The following is a 25,847-nucleotide window of genomic DNA, read 5'->3' on the forward strand; positions in this document are numbered from 1 at the left end:
GTGTTTTTAAAATCTGGTAAATAAGGATAAGTGTATTATGAAAAAAACAGGTAAAAACTTTAATCATCAAAGGTAAAAACCGTGATTAAGGTTTTTTTAAAACGAGTAAAAAATTCGGTGTTATATTGACGTTGGCAGAGAAAATGTTAGTCAGGAACAATGGGTTTTAAATCGATTAACCAAGTGGCAAAGTTAATCTAATAACAAAAATATGAGATTATATTAAAATATTTAATAGGGATAATCGCATAGTGAAAAAATATCGTTTAGCCGTATTAAAAACGATTAAAGCAATGGGCTTTGCTTTTAATTCCATTGGTATATCTTTTACCCTCGCTGGTTTTAAACCTGAGAATCAAATACCGGGAAAAGAGAAAACCTGAGTATCAGTTTAATAAGAATGGAAAAGTTTAAATACGAGTCAGGAAACGGAAAAACGATTAGATTAAAAAACTGCTCAATAGAAACCCTTCGTTTTTGGCGATTGTAAGCACCTTTTTATCGGTGATTAACTCAGATATCCATTAAATAAGAGTAAAGAAATAGATCTCCATTAATACCAGATTTTAAAAAAAAACGACGTGACTGAAAACAGCTTATTTTATGTCATGTTTAATTCATTTATCGGCGATGTTATCCTACATTTGTTTATACTTGTTTGACCATTTAAAATCGGGAATATAAAGGAACTGATGCTTTTATATAAAAGACGGATTTAACTTAAGAAAGAAGTTGTTCAGATAGATAGTAAATTGCGTTTAATCGAAGTTCATTAAACATTAAAAGAGAATTGAAAAGAAATCGGCACGAAGAAAAATATTATCTAAACAAGTTAATATTAAAGTTTTTTCTCGCCGTTATTTTACGAAACAAGCCATAAAAATAATGTAATAAAAAAATAATAAAATGGTTAATTTGGCAGGATTTAGACCCGGAAAAAACGGGGTGATTATCTGAAAAAACATAAAGGAGTCTCTTTATATCATCAGGTTATTTATCGGCTGATTTATGAAGAGAAAATAGAGGGTGATGACTTGTTAAAACCGCTCTCGACTGTCAGTAAAACAGCGTCGTTATACTGACGTTGGCATAGAAAGCATCAGTCAGGAAAAACGAGTTTTAAATCGATTAACCAGGTAGCAAAGTTAACCCAATAGAAAAAATATAAGATTATATTAAAACATTTAATGGGGTTAACTGCATAGTGAAAAAAACAATCGTGAATCGTGAATCGTGTTTATCCGTATTAAGAGCGATTAAAACAATGGGTTTTGATTTTAATCCCATTGGCATATTTTTTGCCCTCTCTGGTTTTAAACCTAAAAATTAAATAATTGGAAAAGAGAAAACATGAGTATCAGTTTAATGAGAATGGGAAATTTTAAATACGAATAAGGATAAATAAAAATATGAGTAGTTTGATCAGACAATCTATTTTCCCGAAGGAACCGGTTTCAATAACGTTTTCAACTGACAATAAACTTTTTCATAAACCAGTTAAATAATCGATTATAAGAAAGTTTTCAAATGAATGAGTTAACGGAATACAACACCTTAAATACGCCAGATTAAACTTGCTTTTATGCTATTTTAATCAGTCTGGTTTACGAAATGTGGTCTGATATTATAATCAATTTATATCGTTACTTTTCAAACCATTTTCGCGATCTTTTAATGCTTAAATACTCATTCAACTCTCTTTTTAAATGGGTTTTTCAGTAACTTGACAATCAAATGTTGGGACTAAACACCTAAAACCCAATTTGGTGATATGCTGTTAAGTACGATACAACGTAGTTATCCAGCAACGGAGAAATATCAAATGACCACTAAAATTGACACTGAAATTCGTAGGGTAACTCCAGCCGGACATAATATATTTTCTGAATTAGGTTTTACTGAACAAGAGGCTCAACAACTTCATGTAACCTCTTTACGAGAAATAGAAAACACACTGCAAATCAAAGAATGGTTAATGAATGAAACAAACTGAAGTCGCAACGGTGTTGCACATTTCTCGACCAAAAGTATCTGATGTTGTGAAAAAAATGGTAAGTAAATTCACCATTAACGTATTGGTTAATATGTTAACCCGTATAAAGGAAACCTGTTCAGATTACGGTGGGTTAAGACCCACACATAAGGTCATTAGAGAAATTCAAAACAAGAGGCGCTTAGAATGGGTGCCTCTTGGCATTTCAAAATTCTATTCATTGGTGCTTTGATATTTAATTACACCTGTTTTTATGTGTTTTATGTGTTTTTGATCTATAAAAAGATTAAAAATCATTGATTTCTGGTGCCTCACATGTATATAAGATAAAGAAAGATCACTTTGATTTTGTTTTATGAGTACATTGATGATGTACCAAAATTTTTTTGCGCTAAATTTAGCAAGCACTAAGATAATCATTTTGATAAGGTAGGTAAAAGCCTATGAATGAAAATGGATTAAGTCGATTTATTGTCGATTATATTGAAAGTCGTAAGCAATTAAAGCTGGAGGCCTTTGATAAAGAGGCGAAAAAGAAACTGGCAAAGCTAAACTCTTCTGAAGATATAGTGCTTGTTCAGCAGGAGTTCGCTAAGCAACGTAAAGAGTTGGAAAAATGCTATACAGTCGGAAATTGGCTAGATGATGCCGCTAGCCGGGCAAGTCAGATCCGCTTGGCAACACATGTTCTGAAATTTACCCATACTGATGCAAGGGGTAGTAGTATTCTGGCAGTACAGTCAAAATCAAATGCAATAGGAGATATTCAATATCTTTCCACTGCTACCTTACATAAACCCGCAATTGATGCCGCAGGAAATGCAGCAGCCTTGGATCTCGCAAAATTACTGTTAACAGAATATCAGGAAGGCGATTCACTGTTGGCGAATATGAGTCGAGGAGATTATTCAGTATTGGCTGAGTTGGCGGAAAACGAACAGCAGCTTGAATTATGGATCAGTGGATTCCAACAAGTTTTATCGGATAAACAACTTTCTTCGCATAGGCTGGCAAAGCAGCTCTATTTCCCTGTTAGTCACGATGAATATCATTTATTAAGCCCGCTCTTTTCTTCATCGTTGGCGCACTCCATGCGTCAACGTATTATTGAGGCCCGCTTTGGTGAATTATCTAAAGAAATTAACAAAGCGAAAAAGGAAGAATACTGGTGCGCTGAAACTAAAATTATTTATCCCAATACCGCAATACAAAGTTTCGGTAGCACTAAGCCACAAATTACTTCTTATCTTAACAATGTGCGAGGTGGGCGTGTTTGGCTTCTGTCTTGTTCTGCACCTAACTGGCTAAGCATTATCAAACCTCCTATGGAGTACCGATCTATTTTTGATCGGCGTAGTGAGTTTGTCTCATTAGCTCGTGAAACTATCGGAAAGATGCGGCAATATTTATTCGTTGTTCAAGATATCGAGAATAATAGAAAAATCAGAAAACTCCGTCAGGAATTTGTCGATCAAATTATTGATATTTTATTTAACTATGTCGCAGGGATACAAAATCTGTTTGAGCTTAAGGGTTGGAGTGCCAATGATGATTGCGAGTTAAAACGTGCTCAACAGCTTTGGCTTGATCCTTATCGTTGCCAACTGGATAAAGAATTCCGATTTGAACGCGAAGGTGGTGACTGGAAAAAGGAGATAGCCGCAGATTTTAGTTACTGGCTGAACCAGAGTTTAAAGCATGAGCGATTAGAAATGGAATTATCTGAGCGTCGTGAGTGGGCCTCTGTGTTTAAAAAACGGTTACGTGAATTTGAAGATGAATTGCCGGAGGTTATGCCATGAGCTATCTGATCGTGTTGCGTCATATTAAAGTGGAAAATGCGAATGCGATTGTAGGTTTAACCTATGGTTTTCCAGCAATCACTCATTTTCTTGGATTTACTCATGTACTTTCACGCAAACTACAACAAAGTCATGACTTAAAATTGGAAAATTGTGGTGTAATCTGCCATAACTACCAACTGCATGCTTATCAGTCTGATCCGATTAGGGATAAAGTATTTGCATTAACCCGCAATCCGTTAACTAGAGCAGAAAAAACGGAGACGATTAATGAAGAAGGCCGTATGCATATGACGGTTTCTTTATTAATTGAATGCCTTGGCGAAATTGAAAATGGTGACGAAGGATCTAGGAATTTAGAAAAACATTTATGGGAGATCTGCCAAACTCAGAGGCTGGCAGGTGGTACAATCACTGAAATTGCTAAAGTAGATGTTATTGCTTTTCCGCAGCGAGAACAGGAAACCCGTAAATTAATGCGTCGCCTGTTGCCGGGGTTTGTTTTGTTGGATCGTTCAGAATTATTAGCCAATCACTACGATGCATTAAAGCAAAGCAACCCACAGGCAGAAATGATTGATGCCTGGCTTGATTTTACTGCCATCAAAATGCGGGCTATTCCTATTCAGGAGGATAAACAACCTGAAGTTGGCGACCCGGCATCTTGGGAATATGTTCCCAAACCCGGTTCTGGATATTTAGTCCCTTTGATGACAGGCTATCAAGCTATATCGCCGTTATATCCCGCAGGGAAAGTAGAAAAAACCCGTGATCCTAATACGCCATTTTGTTTTGTTGAAGCAATCTATGGGGTAGGTGAGTGGAGAAGCCCACACCGTATTAATGATATTCGCCAGTTACTTTGGTGTCATCATTACCAAGAGGGTGTTTACCGATGCTGTAATCAGCAGTCTGTTATCCATCAATCTAAACCCAATAAAGAAGTAAGAATCGACTGATTAATTTAAAAAAGGATATTCATATGTCTAAATCAACCATTAAAACGGCTTCTGTACTGGCGTTTGAACGTAAACTTTCTAATTCTGATGCGATAATGTTTGCTGGAAATTGGGAGCAGAACGGTGGCGAGTGGAAGCCTATTGTTATTCAAGAAAAAGCTGTTCGAGGGACGATTTCCAACCGCCTGAAAAACGCTTTAACCAGCGACCCGGCTAAACTGGATGCGGAAATTCAAAAAGCAAACCTGCAACGCGTTGATGTTGCTGCATTGCCTTTTGATGCCGATACGTTGAAAGTGAGCTTCACATTACGGGTTTTAGGAAATCTTTCAACGCCATCGGTATGTAACGATCAGGATTATCAGGCTGAACTGGCAAACGTGATTAACGGCTATATTGCTGAACACGGTTTTAAAACACTTGCTGCCCGTTATGCAGAAAATCTGGCTAATGGACGGTTTTTGTGGCGTAACCGGGTTGGTGCAGAAGAAATTAAGGTTCGTGTGAAGGGTAAAAGTGGTGAATGGTGGACCTTTAACAGCGAAGATTTTAGTTTACGTGAATTCGGTAAAGTAGAAGGTAACTTGGCTAAACTTGCTGCCGAAATTGAGGAAGGGTTGGCGGGTAGTGGATCAACATTCTTTAACGTTGAAGCGTTTGTTCGTTTGGGCTGTGGTCAGGAAGTTTTCCCTTCTCAAGAGTTAGTTCTCGACAGCAACAGTAAAAAAAGCAAAGTGTTGTATCAAGTCAACGAGATCGCTGCGTTGCACTCACAGAAAGTAGGTAATGCGCTTCGCACTATTGATACTTGGTATCCTGATGCATCTGAGTTGGCTCTTGGTCCCATAGCTGTTGAGCCCTATGGTTCAGTAACCAGCCGGGGTAAAGCTTATCGTCAGCCTAAAGTAAAAATGGATTTCTATACTCTGCTGGATAACTGGGTTGTCAAAGGAAAAGCACCAGAAGTAGAGCAACAACACTACGTTATGGCGATTCTGATTCGTGGTGGTGTTTTTGGTGAAAAAGGTGAATAAGGGGATACGATGGATTATTACCTTGAAATCCGCGTCCTTCCTGATCTTGAGTTCAGCCCGCAAACGCTTATGGATGCGCTGTTTGCTAAGCTGCATCGAGCCTTGGGGCAGGCGGGCAATGGGCGGATTGGTGTCAGCTTTCCGCGTGCGGGAAAAACGTTGGGGAACACGTTGAGGATTCACGGCTCAAGCGAAGCGTTGCAGGATTTACAGGCGCTACCTTGGTTAAAAGGGCTCAGGGATTATACGGAGGTGACCGATAGCCTGCCAGTACCTCAAGACACTCAATATCGTTGTGTTAGCCGGGTACAGGTTAAAAGTAACGTAGAGCGGCTTCGCCGTCGTTCGATCAAAAAGAGGTGGTTAACTGAGGAACAAGCTCGGCAATGCATCCCAATAAGCAAAGAGCAACGTACTGATTTACCGTTTCTGAGCCTTAAGAGTTTGTCATCAGGGCAAAGCTTTCCATTGTTTTTCGAACAGGGACCAATAGAAGACAGACCAACACTAGGAGCTTTTAGTTCTTATGGATTAAGTGCATCAGCTACCATCCCCTGGTTTTGACCCTTTTTTAGCGGTTAATTATAACCTTTTGATTTATTTAAGAGATTAGCCGCTGCTTCTAAAAAGGGTTTTTCCGCTTTTTTTAACTATGCTCTTTAATAATCAGTAGGTTAAAGCTAGTATTTAACAGTGCACTGCCGTACAGGCAGCTTAGAAATTTATGCCGCGTTGCATGTGGAAGGCGTGCAAGTTCACTGCCGTACAGGCAGCTTAGAAATATCCCATCAATCCATGAAGTCAGGTTATTAGTTCACTGCCGCACAGGCAGCTTAGAAATGCTGGGTTAGATCTATACCCACAACTTTTATCGTTTCCGTGATGCTGCTCCCCGAGAACGTAGTTAGTTCGCATTAATTTGGTACATTATTATTCGTCGGGGAAGGATGTTCATTACATCACTACAATTTCCGGTGTTAAATAGTTAAAAGTAAGGCTGACAGATACAAACCGATACCAAAAGAGACATGTGCGACAAGGCTACGTAGTCTTGCTACATGAGGTTTAGGTGTCTTCGAGGCTGCAAATCCGAAACCGAAACAGGGTTGCATAATAAAGAAGGGGGCAACTGTTGAAATCGCGCCCATTATAATCGCGGCCAAAAGGGTCGGTGAGTCTGTCCAGCTTATTCCCATAATGACAATAAACAACCAGGTAAAAATAATCCCAATCAGGTAATGTGCTGTCCAGCCAAGTATCTGTTCGCCAATAATAGGAGGAGATTGTGTGATAGTGTTATGACTTATTCTCCCTTTAGACAGATGTCCAATCCAGCGACCAACCAGACAGTAGTTGAGGGAGGGTATTTTGAAAAAAACCTTCTGGAAAAGAGCCCAAAGGTCCATGAATAATGTTGCGCCAATTCCAATAAAAATAGTACGATATATCAATTCAAATTCGCTATCCATTTGATTTTTATCCTTAAATTTAAATAAGCATAGATAACATGATAAAACCAAAATCGCTTCTGTACCTCTGTCTGGTGAGACTTAACTCGAAGCACTTGTCGAAGTCTGATAATATTAAATTCAATTATTATATTTAATGATGAGGTAATGTAAATATCATGTCAAACCAAAACGCGCAAGGTGAGATTTTTTCGGAGCTTGCGGAGGTGGCCCGCTCATTGGGTAACCCCCACCGGCTAATGTTGCTTGAGCACATTGCTCAAGGAGAACGCCCGGTAGAGCGTTTGGCTGAACTGACAGGATTGAGTATTGCTAACACTTCTCAACATCTACAACATCTAAAGCGTACGAATTTTGTTCAGACGCGAAGAGATGGAAAGAGAGTATTTTACCGTTTGGGTAATGGGCCAGTGGAAAACTTGTTGGCGGCTATCCGACAATTAGTTGAATATAATCATAATGAAATGCGTAAATTTGTCGTTGACGCACTGAGTCAGCGTGAGCGTTTGGAGTCTATTTCTCGTGAAGAATTGCTCATCCGGCTTTCTGAGGGAAGGGTTACGCTGCTTGATGTACGTCCGATGGAAGAGTTTGTTTTAGGCCATCTTCCTGGTGCAATCAATATCCCGATGGATGAACTTGAGCACCGCTTATCAGAATTGCCTAAAGATCAAGATATTGTTGCCTATTGTCGAGGTCCCTACTGCGCACTTTCTGTTGGCGCGGTTTCAGCACTACAGTCGAAAGGATTTACTGCCAGAAGGTTAGAGGACGGATTTCCAGATTGGAAAGCGGCTGGCTTGCAGATAGAAACAAAAGAATAAACGGTGATTGCCCCAGATAAATACTAAATGCAGAGCGAGTAGCCTGTACAACTTGAGTTGAACAGGCTTGTGCTTTCATTATTGTCAATTAATAGAGCGACGATATACGATAATGGCTCCCAGTGCGGTTAGCAGGTAAACAATACCAGCGACAGCAAAAGCCCATGCATAACCGTCTACCACATCTTGCTGTGTTGAAGCTACAGACATAAGGATTGCAAGGCCTAATGTCGGGCCTAGCTCCATTGATGTATTCATCACACCACCTGCTAAACCAGCTTGGTGCAACGGTACGTTACTTGTGGATAAAACGGCACAGCCAGAAAAAACAAGAGAAGCCCCGGCAGGTAATATTAGCAAACCGGGTAATAGGCCAAATGCATAGGAAACGCTGTGATCAAGTGTTGCAAGCATGGCTAAACCAACAGTGCCAAGCAGTAAACCGGCAGTCATTACACGCAATGCACCAAATCTGTTCACCAAAGGACCCGCTGCACGGTTAAGTGTCAACAATGCAAGGGTGTAGGGTATGAACGCAGCAGAGGTCTCGAACGTTGACCAGCCCCTGATTTGTTGTAGATAAAGTGACAGTAAAAAAGTAATTAACCCCATTCCTGCTGCCGCAAGAAGCATGCCGACTAGACCGACCAATCTTTCAGGATTTAAAATAAATCCTGGTGGTAAAAGTGGATGCATTACGTATTTTTCCACGAAGAAGAATACGATGATGGCTAGTCCGCCAACAATCAGTGGTGCCATGACAAGTAATGAACTCCACGGATGTTCAATACTCATAATTAATCCATAGCTCCCTATGGAAATACCTAATGTAGCCAGTATGGCTCCAATGAGATCTAGGCCGGGACGAGTCTCCTGTATTACGAACTTGCTGGCAGGGATAAGTTTATGGACAAGTATTACCCCTAAAAAAGCGACTACAATCGGTACAATGAACATCCATCGCCACGATAGCCATGTTGTGACGATTCCTGATGCCAAAAAGCCTACTGCGCCTCCTAGAACAGATACGCCACCCCAGGTAGCCATTGCTTTGCCAAATGTAGCCGGTTCAGTAAATAATTTTTTAAGCAGTGCCAAAGACGCTGGCGCGGTCATTGCCGCACCTATGCCCTGCAAAAATCGGGTTAATACCAATATTTCATAAGAGGGTGAAAATGCGCCCAGTAAAGACGACAATCCAAAGAGAATCAGACCGAAGGAAAACATTTTTTGGCCGCTATATCTATCGGTAAGTCGTCCGCCAAATAAAAGTAACCCACTGAATGGTAAGCCATATGCGGCGTTAATCAAAACCAAATCAGCTTGATTGAGACTAAATTCGGTTGCAATTTGTGGTAACGGAACACCGACCATAACAATGGTAAAGATCAACGTTGCTTGAATTATTGCCAAAATGGCAAAAGCAATGGATGTTTTTGGTGATGATACTGAATCTTTGCAAGAGATTACGTCATCGCGGTTAACAACTTGGGCAATTGCGACATTAAGGGTTTGTTCAGAAGTATCGTTCATACAATGCCTAATCATTCAATTTAATAATTAAATGATTAGGCATTGAAAGAATGATTATGTCAAGAAATTAAATGCAACTTATCTTTCAGTCTTTTCAGGTTAATGGTTTCTCATGGAAACATTGGCATCAGTAACTTTCCTTAGACTGCTGTCTGCTATTAGGAGAGTAAGTTCGGTACAACAACACGGAAAGTTACAAGTTTAAATGGTTATAATTTAAAATTATCTTGATAATTAACTATTCGTTTTCGAGATTATAAGTGTTACATTTTATTATTGAGTAAGTAAGATAGCTTACCTATACACGATAAGTAATATTTACTGTATGGATTTTTATTTACAAAATATAACCTTTGTCTCCCGAATGAAATAGTTCTTGTAAAGTCATGGCATAATATATGGCTAAGTTATGGATTTGATAAAATATTTTTTAGGTGACGTATGCAGGTTATACTTGAAGTGGCAAAAAGAGTTGGATTAAATACTTTACCAACAAATAAATATGATCTTGAAGGCATTAATTGGATATCTGAAGTACAGCTGTCACGGCAAGCTATAATGATTAATGCCATATTGAATGGTAAACTACCTGTAGATGAGAGGTTAACTGAGAGTTTAGGTTCACTAAATAACGCCGAGTCATTTTCACTTACTGATATTCAGTATGCATATTTAATTGGTCGTAATCCAGGAATTGTGTTGGGTGGTATTGCAACTAATTACTATTTGGAGATGGAGGTTTTTAAACCTGATCTTGAAAGGCTGAATATTGCTCTAAACAATACTATAAAACTCCATCCGATGTTACGAGCAACTTTAGCGGAAGGTGGCAGACAGAAAATTCTATCAGAGTTACCATTTTACTCAATTAACACGACTGATTGCAGTGACTGGGAAATAAAGGAAAAGGAAAAATTCCTTATAGATACTCGTTATAATATGCAGTCAGAATTGAGAGAATTGGACAAGGCTCCGCCTTTCGATATCCGTGCGACATATATTGATAAATGTACTCTAAGGCTACATTTGTCATTTGAGTTGATGTTTTTAGATTTCCATAGTGTACAGATTGTATTGAGAGACTGGTGGAGATATTATCAATCACCGGTAAGCTATAAATTTTTGCCTGAATTTGGTTTTGAGGATTATATAGAGGTTGAAAGACTATTAGATCAAAAACCTCAGGGGTTGAGAGACAGAGGTTTTTGGCATGATAAAATTGAAAATATGCCTCCATTTCCTGAATTACCACTTAACAAATCACCAGAATTAATTTCAACACACAAAATTAAAAAGTTAACTCGCGAAATATCAACAGAGGTAATTAATAAACTGAGAATGATTGTAGGTGAGAAAGGCATTATGCTAGAAACTCTTTTTCTCGGTGCTTATATTGAAATATTAAGACAATGGTCAAAACGTCAGGATTTTACTCTGACACTGACTCAACATTCACGTCGTGCTCATTTTGATAAAGTAGAGAACGTTGTCGGTAATTTCCTCCAGTCTAGCTTATTCTCTGTAACTAGTTCAGTTAGAAGTAATTTCACTGAACGGTTGATTGAATTACAGACAGAGCTATTACTTAATCGCTGTCATTCATGTTTCAATGGTATACGAGTGTTACGTGAAATGACCCGGCGTGCAGGTAATGGGCGTCCTTTTTCAATGCCGATTGTGTTCAGTAATACATTAAATGCAGATCTCCGTGATATCGTTACGGATTATAGTTGGGATGGTACAGCAAAGCACATTTACAACAGTACCCAAACGCCTCAAGTTTGGTTAGAAAATCAAATTGTCCGAGTTAATGATATCATTACAATTAATTGGAATTACGTCGATGAGCTGTTCCCTAATAACATGCTGGATAATATGCTGGATGCATGTATACATCTTATTGAGGAATGTGCCTATAATCCAGAAATCTGGGATATGACTGGAATCGTGGTGAATTTACCCGAAGCCGACCTTGCTGAACGAGAAAGAGCGAATGATACGGCAGTCGAACTTAATCCCTGTTTATTGCATGAGATGATCCTGAATGCTGCACAGCAGTATCCAGATAAAGTAGCAATTGTCCAGGGCGATAGACAGCTCCGTTTTGGTGAGTTAGTCGCAAAAGCACAGCTGATTGCACACCATATCAGAAATAAAACCAACATTGCTCCCGGTGACATTGTTGCCATTTCATTCCCGCAAGGTTCAGAACTGATAGTCGGTATTCTTGGCGCACTGATTGCCGGGGCAGCCTATGTTTCAATTGATCCGGCTCTGCCTCTACAACGCAGGAATCGTTTACTGGAAAGATGCATGTGTAAGGCCGTTGTGACTTCTATCGCAATATTTTCTGATGTCGATGAATTTGGCTCTCTATCACGGATCAATATCGATAATGAAACCTCGGAAGGTTTTGTCAAAGTAGAACAGGTCTTATTGCAAAAGTTGGATGATTTGGCATATGTCATCTTTACTTCAGGTTCTACTGGAGAGCCGAAGGGAGTCATGATTACGCATAGAAACGCATCAAATACTATTTTGGATATTAATCGGCGTTTTAATGTAAATGAAACAGATGTCGTTTTCTCTGTCGCACCGGCGGGATTCGATCTTTCGGTTTATGATTACTTTGGTGTGCTTGGGACGGGAGGTTGCCTAGTTTTCAATGCCAATGAAGTATCTAATGATCCAAAGATCTGGGCTGAAGAAATCGTAAGAAATGAGGTTACGATCTGGAACAGTGTTCCGGCTCCAGTCAAAGCATTGGTGGAGTGTTCCGGTGATTTCTTAGCAGCAACAAAGTTAAGACTTGTTTTAATGAGCGGCGACTGGATACCAGTAGATTTGCCCAATCAAATTAAGACGTTGATTCCAGAGGTCGAAGTCATTAGTTTAGGTGGTGCAACGGAAGGTTCTATCTGGTCAATCTTTTACCCAATAAAAGAAGTGAGTTCCTTATGGAAAAGTATTCCTTATGGTAATCCTCTTGCTAATCAGAAGTTTTATGTAATGAATGATTGGTTTTCACCAAGTCCTAAATGGGTTACTGGTGAGCTCTACATTGCGGGTGAAGGTGTCGCTAAAGGATATTTAGCCGATCCAGAAAAGACAGAGCAACGATTTATTATTCATCCTGCAACTGGAGAGCGGTTGTATAAGACAGGTGATTTGGGGAGATATATAGACAATGGTCTTATTGAGATATTGGGTCGTGAAGATAATCAAGTCAAAATTAACGGCTATCGTATTGAACTTGGTGAAATCGAAGCTAGTCTTCTTACTAATGAAATGGCAAGCCATGTTGTCATTGATGCCCCCATTCATCCTAAAACGGGACAAAAACAACTCGTGGCCTACGTTGTTACAAATAGCAAGTATGAGTTTGTCGATAAAAATCTAATTCAGGAAAAATTAAAAGAAACCATAAAGGAAAAGTTGCCATCTTATATGATGCCAACATTCTTTGTAGTGCTTCCGGCTATGCCACTCACCAGTAATGGTAAGATTGATCGTAACTCCTTTCCTGTCCCTTGGGCGGATTTTGCTAATGATTATGAGAAGAATACTCCTGCAAATGATATTGAAGCAAGGCTATTTATTTTATGGTCGAAACAATTACAGCATGAGGATTTTGATGTTACTAGTGGGTTCTTCGATATTGGTGGAGATTCATTACATGCCGTAGGTTTATTAAGTGCGGTCAGGGAAGAATTTAATGTGAGTGCAAAGGGGGAACAAGACATGATTGAAGGTTTGTTTATGAATGTGAATATTCGTGATTTTGCCAGAATTATTGTAGCTATGTTCCAAACAGAGAAGGGCGCTGGCGCATGAACCTGAATTATTATGACTATATTGTCGTAGGTGGTGGTTCTTCAGGGTGTGTCACAGCCGCACGCTTGTCAGAAGATGGAAAAAGCTCGGTTTTATTGATAGAGGCGGGGCCTGCCTCTGATGTTCATAACCCTTCAAGTCCCCTACGTGATGCTTCCCGCTTGGTTCTGGAGGGATATAACTGGGGTTATGAAGCCAATGTCCATGGGGAAGATCGATATTCTCAAGTGCTTCACTTTAATGAGAAATGTAATATAGAGTCACAGCAGAAAAAGCGCAAACCGTTTGCTTATCGTTTAGGTAAGGTGTTGGGGGGATCGTCAGCTATTAATGGTGCTGTTGCTCTTAGGGCATTACCTAGTGATTTTCAACGATGGGTGGCGATGGGGTGCTCAAGGTGGGCTTGGAATGATGTTTTACCATGGTTCAAACATATTGAGAATGATGTCAATCTGAATGATTCTAATGAACATGGTAAAGAAGGACTTTTGCACTTATGCAGGCCAAAGCAGGAAGATATTTCCCCTATTGATCTTGCTTTTTCCTCAGTATGCCAAATGATGGGGATATCTTATACCGACGATCTCAACTCAGGTGAAAATCCTGCGGTGGGCCTTGTGCCTTCGAATATTTTCCAAGGTGCTGAGAGATTTGATCTTTATCGTGCTTATTTAGCGCCAGTGATTAACCGTAACAATTTGCACGTATTCACTGATGTCACTGTCGATAGAATTAATTTCATAGGTAATAAAGTCGTGAGTATTGACGTTATTAAAGAAGAGGATATTTGTACCTTCAATACGTCAAATGTTGTGCTTTGTGCAGGTGCAATTGGTTCAGTGGCTATTTTGCAAAGATCGGGTATTGGGGATGCGAATTTATTGCATTCGTTGGATATTCCTGTAGTTGCGGATATTCCGGCGATTGGCAGTAATTTGACCGACCATGCTTCAGTTGTCCTCTGGGCTTTGCCTAAGGTAACCAACTGTAAAAAAAATACGCCATGGCGGCAAATTGCTGCACGTGTTTGCAGTGGTTACGATGAACATGTCGATGTACAGATTGGTTTAATGAATAACGTCGCGAGCCGTACTGTTCCTGGATTTCAGAATCGTACCGATTACCCTCTGCTCGTTGGGGCTTCAGTGATGCTAATGAGGCCTAATGCGAAAGGTAAGGTATTTATCAATACACGTGATCCTAGAGTACTTCCATTGATAGATCTTCCTTTAGATAGGGATGAGGCGGATATTGCTCGTCTGGTAGGCGGCGTCCGGAAAATATGGGAAATACTGGAAAATTCTGAAGTTGCACAATATTTAGATGGCATTCAGTTTTGGTCAGAGTCAATGATTTATAACGATTCTGTGATGTGTAATGCAATTAAGAATCTTGTAAGTCCTGGTTGGCACGCATCTGGAACTATTCGCATGGGGGTAGTTTCAGACCCGGAAACCGCAGCGGATGAACAAGGGAGTATCCATGGCTTAGAAGGAGTGACCGTCGCTGATGCTTCTCTGTTTCCAACGATACCTTCTTTGCCCACCAATTTGACCACGGTGATGACTGCCGAGCGTATTTCAAACTTCTTGTTGGAGAAGAGAGAAAATGATTAATAACCCAACGCGTATCGTTTATGCGTTTCCTCATGCAGGAGCTAATTCGATGGTCTATCGGCCATGGGTCAACAAAATTCCGGCTGAATCATCTGTGAGAATAAAGCCGATAGAAATTCCAGGAAGGGGTGTTCTGAGTCGTGAAAATGTCATTGATGATCTTGCTGTTTTGTCGGAAAGGATAGCGGCAGAAATCAATGCTGATTTCCAACAACAACGTAATAAAGGTATTCAAGAATGGGCAACTTTTGGCCACAGTTTTGGTGGAGTGCTGAGTATGGTAGTGACCTCCGTTATGACAAAAAAATATGAGATTGTTCCTGCATTTTCTGTTGTGTCAGGTTCAATTGCTCCTAGTATTCAGGCCAGTGATGACCGGCACCTTTGGACAGATGACAAAATCTTGAGTAAAACCAAGGACGATAATGGGACCTCTGAAGCTATTCTTAATGAAGCAACCCTCGTGCGAAGGATTATTGCTCAACTACGGGCTGATTACGTGATTAGACGCCAATTTTTACAACACAGAAATATGAAAGTAGATCACCCTTTAATCTTAGTTTCGGCTGATAACGATCATCATGCAACGACCGAACAGCTGAATGCCTGGAAGAAACATACGTCAAAAGCTACGGAAATGATCTCTATTGAAGGTGACCACTTTGCGGTATATAAGCATTTTGATGTTATCTATAACGCGTTAATAAGAGGTGTGAGAAATATACAACTCTGTGAGCCAGAACAACCTTGTTGAGGTGTTTAAATGATGTATGGAACCGAGGAACTGTTAACGTTTCGTCAATCTTGCCGGGAATTTTTGCAATTAGAAGCGGTGCCTTATTTAGAGGAATGGGAGAAGCAAGGGATTATCGGGCGATCGTTTTGGCGTAAAGCAGGTGAAGCTGGTTTGCTTGGCATCGGCGTTAGTCCTGAGTTTGACGCACGGGGAAGTCGCGATTATCGATATGCAGTGATTCTCACAGAAGAGCTAATCGATCTAGGTATGACTGCTCCGGTCATCATTTCTCATAATGATGTTATTGCCAGTTATATTGATGCTCATGGTACGGAGGAACAGCGTCAGCGTTGGCTACCGGGATTATGTAGTGGGAAATTAATTGCTGCTATTGCAGTGACAGAACCCAGTGGTGGTTCAAATTCTGCAGAACTTGGGACCACTGCGGTTCGAAGTGGTGACCATTATCTTGTTAATGGTCGAAAGGCCTATATTACCAACGGAATTAATGCTGATTTGGTTCTTGTTGCAGTGAGAACTGCTGAGGCGCAAAGTGGGCAAGGAACAAGTTTGTTAGTCATTGAGCGCGATACTGTAGGTTTTACCCGTGGTCCTCTGCTTAGAAAAATTGGTTGGCACGCGAGTGATACGGCGGATCTCTGTTTTTCTAATTGTGAAGTACCAGCTTCGAATCTGATTGGTCGGGAAAACATGGGTAATTTCTATTTTATGTTAGGGATGCCACGAGAGCGGTTGAGTATCGCCACTGTTGCTGTGGCAAGCTCAGAAATTTTACTGAAAGAAACAATTAATTGGGTTAAGAAACGCAAAGCTTTTGGACAATCAATTGGTTCATTTCAATACAACAAATTTACTCTGGCTGAACTTGATACTGAGGTGAAAATTGCACGACTTTACCTTGAGGATGCGGTGAGTAAATTTAATGATAACGCACTGAGTATTGTTGATGCAGCCCGAGTAAAACTCTGGACGACTGAACTACAAATTAAAGTAGCTGATCGCTGTCTTCAGTTACATGGTGCTGCTGGATACATGAATTCTTCTTTTGTTGGAAAAACGTGGGCTAATAGCCGAGTGCAAACTATTTATGGTGGTAGTAGTGAAGTGCTTAAAGAATTGATTGGTAAATCAATGGGCTTGTAGGCGATTATTTTACCTAATGGGAATATTTAATTAATAATTATTTTGGATAATTAATATGATTGGTTCTTACGGAGAAAAATGGAAAGTTAATCGCGCCGATATTTCTCAATGGAAGAATGTTCTTTATTGGGCGAAAAATGAAAAATGGGATATAGGTGTTAATGATGTAACGCATTTTTTTAATGTCGATCCCAACGGATTCTTTATGGGTTATTTGGGTGACATACCTATATCGGCAGTGTCGATTGTAAATTATTCTGATAATTATGCACACTTAGGGCACTATCTGGTTTCCCCTGAATATCGGGGTTTAGGATTAGGACTAAAGGTATGGAGCACTGCATTTGAACATGCGGCTAATCGGTGCATAGGGTTAGATGGTATGCCTGCACAGGAAAGTAATTATGAAAAATGGGGGTTCAAAACTCATTATCGCACATTAAGATTTTCAGGAAATATTTTAAGGAAGTACCCATGTCCAGAGGAAATAACTGTGGTGGATGAGAATTTATTATCCAACGTTATTCAATATGATACTCAATGCACTGGGATAGTTCGTTCTCGACTCTTTTCGGGGTGGTTTTACCATCATGGGCGAAAGGGGTTTGTGAGCATGGGTTCTCAGGGAGTCAATGGAGTATTAGGTCTTAGGGCGTCTACAGATGGCTACCGATTAGGTCCTTTTTATGCTGATAATGAACGTGTAATGGAAAGTTTGTTCCATGCAGCGATAGCAGAAATTCCTGTAGGAACACGTATAACCGTTGACATTCCTGAAATGGCCACTGATTTTATTGAGTTTGCTACAAGTTGTGGTCTTTGTGAAATATTTTATACGTTTAGAATGTACCGTGGAGTCCCACCCCAACAGAATGATAAGTCTATTAAATCCATTGCATCGCTGGAACTGGGGTAGGTAATTTTTCAATAATATATATTCTGATGAGTTTTAACTGAATGAAATCTGGGGAAAATATAATGACTGAACATGTACCAACATTATTTGAATGGATGGGAGGGCGTGAAGTTATTATGAAATTGATGACGGCCTTCTATATTAAGGTTGAAAAGGATGATCTGTTAGCACCAATGTTTAAACACATGTCTTCAGAGCATCCTGAGCATGTTGCCATGTGGCTGGAAGAGGTTTTAGGAGGTGAGTCTCTTTATACACAGCAGCGAGGAGGATTCAAAGGAATGATATCAAAACATCGAGGGAGAAATATTACTCCTGAACAGCGTCAACGCTGGGTAAAATTAATGATGGAATGTGCTGATGAGGTTAACTTGCCGTCAGATCCAGAGTTTCGATCGGCTTTTGCCAGCTATATAGAATGGGGTGCTCGTAGGGCTGAGAGAAATTCACAAAGAAATGCCCCCTCTTCTAAACGTGAAGTAATTAAGATATGGGGGTGGGGAGAGGCACCTCCTGGAACATTATAATATTTTTATTTTCACATTAAAGATGGTTTCGAGAAACTCAGTGGAACGATTTTTTGTTTGGATACGATTTTCGGAAAATATTATGAGTAATGAAAGCAAAAAGAATATTTTGATTGGAGTGACAGGATCTGTCGATATTATGTTGCTTCCAAGATATTTAATGGCCATTAAAGAAAATATTAATTGTACATTAACGGTTTTAATGACACCGAATGCGGAGCTTTTTTTTCCTGCGGAAACATTAGCGTTGTATGCTGATCGAGTTATTTATGGAGAAAAAACGGCTGGCTGGTCAACAGATAAGCCTTCTCGTATTGTGGCAGACCATGATTTGTTAGCGGTGTTACCTGCAACAGCCAATACACTTTCATCAGTTGCCCAAGGGGCGGCCCCAAATCGCTTGACAACAGTTATTTTAGCGGCAAATTTCCCGGTACTTTTTTTCCCGGTTATGGGGGCGATTATGTGGGAAAAGTCCGCTGTTCGTAGAAATATTCAACAACTACGGAATGATGGATATGAAGTTGTTGAGCCTGTATGGCATGAAAACTATGATGCCTCTTTGCAACGGTTGGTGGGTCATCCCTCTCTTCCAACTATTGAAGGATTTATTGAATTACTGAAAAGTAAGTTGTATTAGGAATACTGATTTAGTATAAATTTGGTATTTAGGAAGATATAAACGAGCCTGTTGCAAATCAAATGTAGTATCAAAAGATATGGAATAATTGCATGGCTAAATGCTGAAAATACGGCTTATCGGATTCAGCTCATTTGATAATACTGGGGCTCAGCTTGTTTTTTTCGCAGAGCCCCGATTATCTCACAATATCTTGAGGGGAATAATAAGCTATTTTCAGGCTTAGAGAATTCGGTATTCGATTAATTATCTTTATTCAGTTTATCGTAGTTATATTCAATTACATTGTTCAGGTATTTTATCTACTTTGAAATTCTACGGACATTTATCCGTATCTTTCAGCACGGTAAATGTTTAGGAGTAAAGCAGGTTAAGGTGAGTATGTAACAAATGTGTACCGTCATACATGCAGTCAGAAAAAAAGAGTTTTGTTTTATCAGCAGAACTCTTTTTCTCTTAATTAATGTTGCATTAATAATACTTATGAGGTTTTTATCTCAAGAGATCGCTGGGATATCAAGGACGATATGCCCATAGGAAAATAATTTGGCTTTTCCTGACAAATGAACGCGATCTTCGCGTAATTCACACATAATGTCCCCACCTCGTTCTGATAACTGGCGAGCATACAACCGCTGTTTATTTAAACGACTACTCCAAAATGGCACCAGTACACAATGTGATGAGCCAGTTACTGGATCTTCTGGCACACCTTTTGCGGGTGCAAAATATCTGGAAACAAAGTCAATTTGTTCTCCTCCTGGGGCTGTTATGGCAACTCCAGGTAAAGGTAAGGCGGCTATTTTGTCAAAATCAGGGTTTGTATTTAGAATTTGTTCTGCGGTTTCGAGTAAACAAATATAGCGGTTGTGAGAGACAAAAAGTTCGGATATTTTTTGACCCAATGCATTTTCAATATTTGTTTGCAAAGTGGGCTCTTTTTTGTAGGTAGCTTTAGGTAAATCAAGCGTGTAAACACTATTCTCATGAGAGACGGTGATAATACCGACACGAGTTTGAAATACAATAGGATTATCAGTAACGGATAGATGTTCAGCCATAACGAAAGCTGTCGCCAGTGTTGCGTGTCCGCATAAATCCACTTCAACTTTAGGCGTAAACCAACGCAAGTGGTTATCAACTAAAAAAGCAGTTTCGGAGAGATTGACTTCCATCGCAATGGATAATAGAGCGTCATCTGGAAGCCAATTATCTAATATAACGACAGCGGCAGGGTTGCCAGAAAATTGACTATCTGTGAATGCATCAACTTGATAGATGGGTAGTGAAGTCATTTATATTCCTTATAAACAGGGTTAGGTACGAAAAGAATGTTGATAGACTTATTTGAAAATTACCTGCTAGTTTATAGCAACTATATGTAATAGAAAGGGAAATTAGCTTTTTGGTTTTGAGATATTTAGCCATGTACAGAAATATTGGATATTGTTGTGTTAACCGGATACGGATCCTATTTTTGACCCTTTTTTTGCGGATAGTTATAATTTATTGATTTATTTGATAAATTTATGAGCCCTTATAAAAAGGGTTTTTCTACTTTTTGTTATTATGCTCTTTGATAATCAATAGATTAAAGCTAATATCTAACAAGTTCACTGCCGTACAGGCAGCTTAGAAAATGAAGCCGGTACAACATCCCGCACTGCTTTGGTGCACTGCCGTACAGGCAGCAGCGCGCCCAATTGAGCGCGCTAGAAAAAGTTAATTTTGCTCGATATGGATTATTTCTTGTGCTTGTAAGCATATTCTTCACTGTTAACCCATTGATGGTCTTTCTCCCAGGTGAATAGCCACTTGCGGGTTGGCCCTGCCATTACATTGAGATAGTAGTTGTTATAACCAGCAATGGTTGCCACGGGGTGATAGCCTTTGGGAACAATGACCACATCTTTGTTATAAACCGCCATTGATTCATCCAGTGAATAGTCATCGGTATAGACTCGTTGCATACAGAATCCCTGTGATGGATTCAGGCGATGGTAATAGGTTTCCTCCAGATAGGTTTCCTGTGGTTCATTGTCCGTATCGTGTTTATGGCTGGGATAGGAGCTGGTGCAGCCTTCGTCGGTAAAGACTTCGACCACTAATAAGCTATCAGCAGGTTTGTTATCCGGTAGGATATTGTGAACATAGCGTTGGTTGCAGCCGCTCCCTCGTTTTTCTGCATCAATATTTTGCGGTGTAATCAGGCGAGTCGGGTAGCTTCCTTTACCCGGAGCCTGACACACCGCCAGTTCGAGAGCCGTATCGGCAATAATGTCAACAGATTCACCAGCGGTGATATAGACGGCATAGGGCTTTTTGCGTTCAAATGGCTCCATGCGATCACCAATATGTTCAAATTTTTGATGTGGCGTGATAACCGTGGCTTTTCCTGCCACCAGCACCAGACAGGTTTCATTTTCTGATGCCGGTAGTGTGATTTTCTCACCTTTAGTTAACTCATAAACATCAAAGTGGACATATTTCCAGTTTGCAGATTCCGGTGTGATATGTTGAGTTCGTTTATTCCGATCCGGTGCATGATATTTTGATAGTAATTTGGTCATATTACCTACCTCAGCATTGCTTTTGCGTGAATCAAGTCTTAAAACAACCCGGCATCTCTGGCAAATTTGCGTAAATTGTTATAACCCATCGTTGCGTAGGTGAGTGGATGAGCAACGGCAGGATCTTGTTCTGCTTCAACCACCAGCCAGCCTTGATAGTGGTGTTTTTTCAGTACCTGAAAAATTGACGGATAATCAATACAACCGTCTCCCGGTACGGTAAATATGCCACTCAGTACAGCATCTAGAAAACTGGTTTTGCGGTTTTTCACATCTTTGAGTACATCAAGGCGAATATCTTTACAGTGAACATGGTTGATGCGTTCCGCCCAGCGTTCTGCGACTACCAATGGATCAGCGCCAGCAAATGTCAGATGGCCGGTATCCAGCAACAATCCAACTTCATCTCCGGTATTTTCCATCAGATAATCAATATCTTCCGCAGTTTCAATGACGGTTCCCATATGATGGTGATAAGCAATCTGAACCCCTTGTTCTTGAGTGTAACGAGCAAATTCAGTCAGTTTCTCACCATATTCTTGCCAGCGATCAGCAGGAAATTGAGGACGAAGATGAACCGGTTTGCTTTGATCGCCGTGAATACAATTTGTCACTTCAGCAAATACCATCACATTAGCCCCCAGTTCGCGTAACAGCGTCAGGTGAGAGTGTACTGCTTTAATCTCTTCTGCTACCGAACGGGTAAGCAATTCGCCGGAGTACCAACCGGATACCAGTTTTAGATCGTGTGCGGCAAGAATTGGGCCTAATATGCTGGCCTGACGAGGGAATTTATTGCCCAGTTCAAAACCGGTAAAGCCTGCCTGACGGCCTTCAGTTAAGCAGGTTTCCAGAGGTGTTTCTGCGCCGAGGGTGGGTAAGTCGTCATTGGTCCAGGTCAGAGGGTTGATACCAAGTTGCACAGTCATGATGAATCTCCTGTAAGATGAAATAATTTTGTTATGTTCCTATCCGCGCTGACGCCACAAACTAATCAGGTTGTGATAGTTAGTTTTTATCTGTTGAATCAGTTCGTTATCATCAATTTCATTTTTTAGCCACTGTAGAGATGGCTGGCCGAACAGGGTTCTTCCGACAGTAAAACCTTTGACGATAGATTTTCCAGCCGCGGCATTGAAACCCGCTTTTAGTTCTTCCTGTGGAGCGTCAAGACCAAGAATAACTACGCCGCGGCAATATAGATCCCGTTGCTGGATTAAATGGTTAATCTTGTCCCAGCTATCGGCGTTGAGAGGAGGAAGTTTCCACCAATCCGGTTTAATACCGAGGTTATAAAAGCGTTTGAGTGCACGAATATAGTATTCATCTGAATGTTCCATTTCCGCAGGGAAAATTACTTCCAGCAAAAGTTCATGGCCGGATTTACAGCATGCGGCATAGATTTTCTGAATTTTTTTCTCTTGTGCCAGGCGAAGCGGATGAGCATCTTCTGGGTGAAAAAACACCAGACATTTGACGATGTGTTCCAGCGGCCAGTCGATAAGTTGGGAGCCGATGCAGCCATGTTCCAGACAGAGCGGGCGGGAACCAGGTAGTTCTATTGGCCGGCCTATCCACCAACCCTGACCAGTCATTTCATTCAAAACATCCTGACCAAAAGTGCTGTCACATAACAGACCCGCTTTTCCTTGTAATCCTGCTTCTGCGGCAACTTCCCGGCTGGCGCGCAGTAAAAGTTGTTTTAATAATGGAATGCGCTTGATACTGGCATCTGCTTGACGGGCCATTTCGATAAATTGGGTACGGTGGTCAAATGCCATCACACATAATTCATCCCACTGATTTTTACGGGCGCCAATACGGTGAAGGTGATTCAGTGTTTCATCCAAATCAGGGCGTAGCACCTGATTGGCTCGTGACAGATAGTTATCAAGCTCTTTTTTATCTGGCATGGCCGGAGCACATCCATGACGGGAAACGACTAATGCACCACAGGCATTCGCATAGGTACAGGTTTTTTCCCAGCCTTCGTCATTAAGATAGCCCCGCAACAGGCCAGACATAAAAGCATCCCCCGCACCCAGCACATTGAGAACATCAATCTGAACTCCCTGTACGGTAATGCCATCATCCAGATGATCAGGGATTTCAGCGGTAAAAACAGAACATCCCAGTGCTCCACGTTTGCAGACCAGTTCAGCCGAAGTCTGCTTACGGATATTGCGTAGTGCTTCAATGGTATCGGTGGAGCCACCTGCAATATGGAACTCTTCTTCCGTTCCAACAATCAGGTCAAACAGCGATAACACTTCCTGTAACTGAGTTGTTACCTGTGCTGATTCGATATAACGGGTTTCACCATCTCCCAGAGAAGTCAGCCCCCAAAGTACAGGGCGATAATCAATGTCGATAACCGTTTTCACACCATGACGGCGGGCGTAGTTAAGGGCAGTCAAAACTGCATCGCGGGTATTCGGATGAGAAAGGTGCGTCCCGGTAATTGCCAGGCAACGGGCTGATGCAATGTATTCTTCGCTGAAATCATCACGGGTAATTGCCATATCGGCGCAGTTGTCACGATAGAAGATCAGCGGAAAGGTTGTTTTATTTTTGATCCCCAGCAGCACCAGCGCAGTAAGACGCTCTTTGTCAGTGATTAGATGGCTGGTATCGCAGCCAACACGTTGTAACTCTTCCCGGAGGAAACGCCCCATATGTTCATCACCGATTCTGGCCAGCATGGAAGATTTAAGTCCCTGACGGGCAGTACTATAGGCAACGTTACCGGAAGAGCCACCAAGATATTTTGCAAAACTTCCCATGTCTTCCAGTCGAGCCCCAATTTGTTGACCATACAGGTCAACAGCTATTCTTCCCATACAGATAACATCAAACTTTTTTGGCTGATCCATTGAACAACTCCTTATTGAGTACAACATCAAGTGTTGCTATGGTGTGCTTCGATAGTGGAACGTTAATAAGAGAAATTAATTAATTTCAGTGATATCCACCCAACGTTGTTCTTTATAAGAATGGGCAATAGCATCCAGAATGCGCGAGACTTTCCAGCCTTCGGTGAAATTGGGCCACATCGCTTGATTGTTAGCGATGCCGTTAATCAGGTCCCTGATTTCCACTGTTTTTTGATCATTGAAGCCGATGCCATGACCTGCGCCGTTGCAGAATGACGCGTAATCGGGGTGTTCCGGGCCGACAAGAATAGTTTTAAAACCTTGGCGGTTTGCAGGTTCATCGTGGCGGTAAAGTTTTAATTCAGCCATTCTTTCCTGCGTGAAACTCAAAGCACCTTTTGTTCCGGTGATGACGTAGTTCAATCCCATTTTTCGGCCACAGGCAACACGGGAAGTTTCAATAATACCCATTGCCCCGCTGTTGAAGCGCACCATTGTATGCGCTTGATCTTCGTTTTCTACCGTTACCATGATGTCGGAACCTGTTTCTTCCGGGCGTTTTTTAACGACGATTTCCATATCCCCGCAAACAGTTTGAATATCACCGACCAGATATTGCGCCATATTGATGATATGAGCAGCAAGATCACTTAATGCACCTAATCCAGCTTTATCTTTGAAACAGTGCCAGTGAATAGGTGTGAGTGGGTCAGCCATATAATCTTCGTTATGCGTGCCGTAAAAATGAACGACTTCACCGATTTCACCATTTGAAATGATCTCTTTAGCCAGTTGTGCCGTGGGGTTTTTCATATAGTTAAAACCTACCAGGGTTTTCACGCCGGCTTTTTTGGCTGCTTCGGCCATTAATTTTGCATCAGTTGAATTGAGTGCCAGCGGTTTTTCGCAATAAACATGTTTGCCGTGTTTGATCGCTTCGAGCGCCATCTCTTTATGAAGGAAATTGGGGGAGCAGATATCGACAACATCAATATCAGGATCTGCCACCAATTCGTGCCAATTATCGGTAAAGCGCCGGAAACCGAATGCTTCAGATCGTTTTGCTGCAAGTTCAGTAGTCACTTCCGCCACCATTTCACGAACGAGTCTGCCAGCCAGAGGGAAAACAGTCGGCGCTTGTGCATAAGCAATTGCATGTGCCCGCCCGATGTAACCAGTACCGATTAATCCGATACGAATCTCTTTCATCATTGTTTCTCCGAATTAAAGCTGACAAACCGTTTGTTGTGCGCAGTAGGTTCTTGAGTGTTTGTTAACCCTGGTTGTTGTCGCACAATCGTTATATGAAATATTTATTTCAAATTCAATGTAATTGGGAATATTAATTTCAATTTGT

20 protein-coding genes and 1 pseudogene are annotated in these 25,847 nt (G+C 40.8%); 14 read left to right on the plus strand and 7 right to left on the minus strand.

Annotated elements, in window-relative coordinates:
• The first annotated feature begins 251 nt into the window (after window positions 1–251).
• The 6 genes and pseudogenes from LGZ99_RS07125 (at window position 252) to cas6f (ending at window position 6,352) form a co-directional block, all read left to right on the plus strand.
• Window positions 252–383, plus strand: a complete 132-nt coding sequence (locus LGZ99_RS07125; protein ID WP_262978984.1) for a hypothetical protein — start codon at window positions 252–254, stop codon at window positions 381–383.
• Between the two features lie 1,439 nt (window positions 384–1,822).
• Window positions 1,823–2,130 (plus strand): annotated as a pseudogene (locus tag LGZ99_RS07130) (helix-turn-helix domain-containing protein).
• Between the two features lie 306 nt (window positions 2,131–2,436).
• Window positions 2,437–3,795, plus strand: coding sequence for a type I-F CRISPR-associated protein Csy1 (gene csy1, locus LGZ99_RS07135; RefSeq protein WP_262978985.1), 1,359 nt, complete (start codon window positions 2,437–2,439; stop codon window positions 3,793–3,795).
• The gene (gene csy2, locus LGZ99_RS07140; RefSeq protein WP_262978986.1) at window positions 3,792–4,754 is read left to right on the plus strand and encodes a type I-F CRISPR-associated protein Csy2; all 963 of its coding nucleotides are present in this window, start codon (window positions 3,792–3,794) and stop codon (window positions 4,752–4,754) included. The genes csy1 and csy2 overlap by 4 nt, the downstream gene beginning before the upstream one ends.
• Before the next feature lie 23 nt (window positions 4,755–4,777).
• Window positions 4,778–5,788, plus strand: coding sequence for a type I-F CRISPR-associated protein Csy3 (gene csy3, locus LGZ99_RS07145; RefSeq protein WP_021325940.1), 1,011 nt, complete (start codon window positions 4,778–4,780; stop codon window positions 5,786–5,788).
• A gap of 9 nt (window positions 5,789–5,797) precedes the next feature.
• Window positions 5,798–6,352, plus strand: a complete 555-nt coding sequence (cas6f, locus tag LGZ99_RS07150) for a type I-F CRISPR-associated endoribonuclease Cas6/Csy4 (protein ID WP_262978987.1) — start codon at window positions 5,798–5,800, stop codon at window positions 6,350–6,352.
• Between the two features lie 413 nt (window positions 6,353–6,765).
• On the opposite strand, the gene LGZ99_RS07155 is transcribed toward cas6f, so the two are convergent.
• Window positions 6,766–7,257 carry a DUF2938 domain-containing protein gene (locus tag LGZ99_RS07155; protein WP_021325942.1) on the minus strand — a complete coding sequence of 164 codons (492 nt, stop codon included), beginning with the start codon at window positions 7,255–7,257 and terminating at the stop codon, window positions 6,766–6,768.
• Between the two features lie 158 nt (window positions 7,258–7,415).
• On the opposite strand from LGZ99_RS07155, the gene LGZ99_RS07160 reads away from it, so the two are divergent.
• Complete coding sequence (locus tag LGZ99_RS07160) at window positions 7,416–8,081, plus strand: ArsR/SmtB family transcription factor (protein ID WP_021325943.1); 666 nt, start codon at window positions 7,416–7,418, stop codon at window positions 8,079–8,081.
• Between the two features lie 84 nt (window positions 8,082–8,165).
• Here the strand turns inward: LGZ99_RS07160 and LGZ99_RS07165 are convergent, their stop codons facing one another.
• The gene (locus LGZ99_RS07165) at window positions 8,166–9,614 is read right to left on the minus strand and encodes an MFS transporter (protein ID WP_262978988.1); all 1,449 of its coding nucleotides are present in this window, start codon (window positions 9,612–9,614) and stop codon (window positions 8,166–8,168) included.
• 441 nt (window positions 9,615–10,055) lie between these two features.
• On the opposite strand from LGZ99_RS07165, the gene LGZ99_RS07170 reads away from it, so the two are divergent.
• The 7 genes from LGZ99_RS07170 (at window position 10,056) to LGZ99_RS07200 (ending at window position 19,047) form a co-directional block, all read left to right on the plus strand.
• On the plus strand, window positions 10,056–13,448 hold the full coding sequence (locus LGZ99_RS07170) for a non-ribosomal peptide synthetase (RefSeq protein ID WP_262978989.1): 3,393 nt from the start codon (window positions 10,056–10,058) through the stop codon (window positions 13,446–13,448).
• The gene (locus LGZ99_RS07175; protein WP_262978990.1) at window positions 13,445–15,064 is read left to right on the plus strand and encodes a GMC family oxidoreductase; all 1,620 of its coding nucleotides are present in this window, start codon (window positions 13,445–13,447) and stop codon (window positions 15,062–15,064) included. The genes LGZ99_RS07170 and LGZ99_RS07175 overlap by 4 nt, the downstream gene beginning before the upstream one ends.
• Window positions 15,057–15,818 (plus strand): thioesterase II family protein, encoded by a 762-nt coding sequence (locus LGZ99_RS07180; RefSeq protein ID WP_021325947.1) that lies wholly within the window; start codon window positions 15,057–15,059, stop codon window positions 15,816–15,818. Before LGZ99_RS07175 ends, LGZ99_RS07180 begins: the two co-directional genes overlap by 8 nt.
• A gap of 9 nt (window positions 15,819–15,827) precedes the next feature.
• Entirely contained in the window at window positions 15,828–16,964 is a 1,137-nt protein-coding gene (locus tag LGZ99_RS07185; protein WP_021325948.1) for an acyl-CoA dehydrogenase family protein, read from the plus strand.
• A 55-nt stretch (window positions 16,965–17,019) separates the two neighbouring features.
• Window positions 17,020–17,880, plus strand: a complete 861-nt coding sequence (locus tag LGZ99_RS07190; protein ID WP_262978991.1) for a GNAT family N-acetyltransferase — start codon at window positions 17,020–17,022, stop codon at window positions 17,878–17,880.
• A 62-nt stretch (window positions 17,881–17,942) separates the two neighbouring features.
• Window positions 17,943–18,407, plus strand: coding sequence for a group II truncated hemoglobin (locus LGZ99_RS07195; RefSeq protein WP_023045114.1), 465 nt, complete (start codon window positions 17,943–17,945; stop codon window positions 18,405–18,407).
• Window positions 18,408–18,489: 82 nt separating this feature from the next.
• Window positions 18,490–19,047 (plus strand): flavoprotein, encoded by a 558-nt coding sequence (locus tag LGZ99_RS07200; RefSeq protein ID WP_021325950.1) that lies wholly within the window; start codon window positions 18,490–18,492, stop codon window positions 19,045–19,047.
• Between the two features lie 497 nt (window positions 19,048–19,544).
• Here LGZ99_RS07200 and LGZ99_RS07205 read toward each other — a convergent pair whose 3' ends face one another.
• The 5 genes from LGZ99_RS07205 to LGZ99_RS07225 all read right to left on the minus strand — a co-directional run bounded on the left by LGZ99_RS07205 (window position 19,545) and on the right by LGZ99_RS07225 (window position 25,699).
• Window positions 19,545–20,342 (minus strand): PhzF family phenazine biosynthesis protein, encoded by a 798-nt coding sequence (locus LGZ99_RS07205; RefSeq protein WP_036840443.1) that lies wholly within the window; start codon window positions 20,340–20,342, stop codon window positions 19,545–19,547.
• A gap of 447 nt (window positions 20,343–20,789) precedes the next feature.
• On the minus strand, window positions 20,790–21,617 hold the full coding sequence (gene iolB / locus LGZ99_RS07210; RefSeq protein ID WP_036840444.1) for a 5-deoxy-glucuronate isomerase: 828 nt from the start codon (window positions 21,615–21,617) through the stop codon (window positions 20,790–20,792).
• A 38-nt stretch (window positions 21,618–21,655) separates the two neighbouring features.
• Window positions 21,656–22,546, minus strand: a complete 891-nt coding sequence (gene iolE, locus LGZ99_RS07215; RefSeq protein WP_036840446.1) for a myo-inosose-2 dehydratase — start codon at window positions 22,544–22,546, stop codon at window positions 21,656–21,658.
• A 39-nt stretch (window positions 22,547–22,585) separates the two neighbouring features.
• The gene (locus LGZ99_RS07220; protein WP_036840447.1) at window positions 22,586–24,490 is read right to left on the minus strand and encodes a bifunctional 5-dehydro-2-deoxygluconokinase/5-dehydro-2-deoxyphosphogluconate aldolase; all 1,905 of its coding nucleotides are present in this window, start codon (window positions 24,488–24,490) and stop codon (window positions 22,586–22,588) included.
• A gap of 75 nt (window positions 24,491–24,565) precedes the next feature.
• Entirely contained in the window at window positions 24,566–25,699 is a 1,134-nt protein-coding gene (locus LGZ99_RS07225) for a Gfo/Idh/MocA family protein (protein WP_036840468.1), read from the minus strand.
• Window positions 25,700–25,847 lie beyond the last annotated feature (148 nt).

Origin of the sequence: Photorhabdus temperata (genome assembly GCF_025384845.1) — a bacterium.
Classification (GTDB): Bacteria; Pseudomonadota; Gammaproteobacteria; order Enterobacterales; family Enterobacteriaceae; genus Photorhabdus; species Photorhabdus temperata.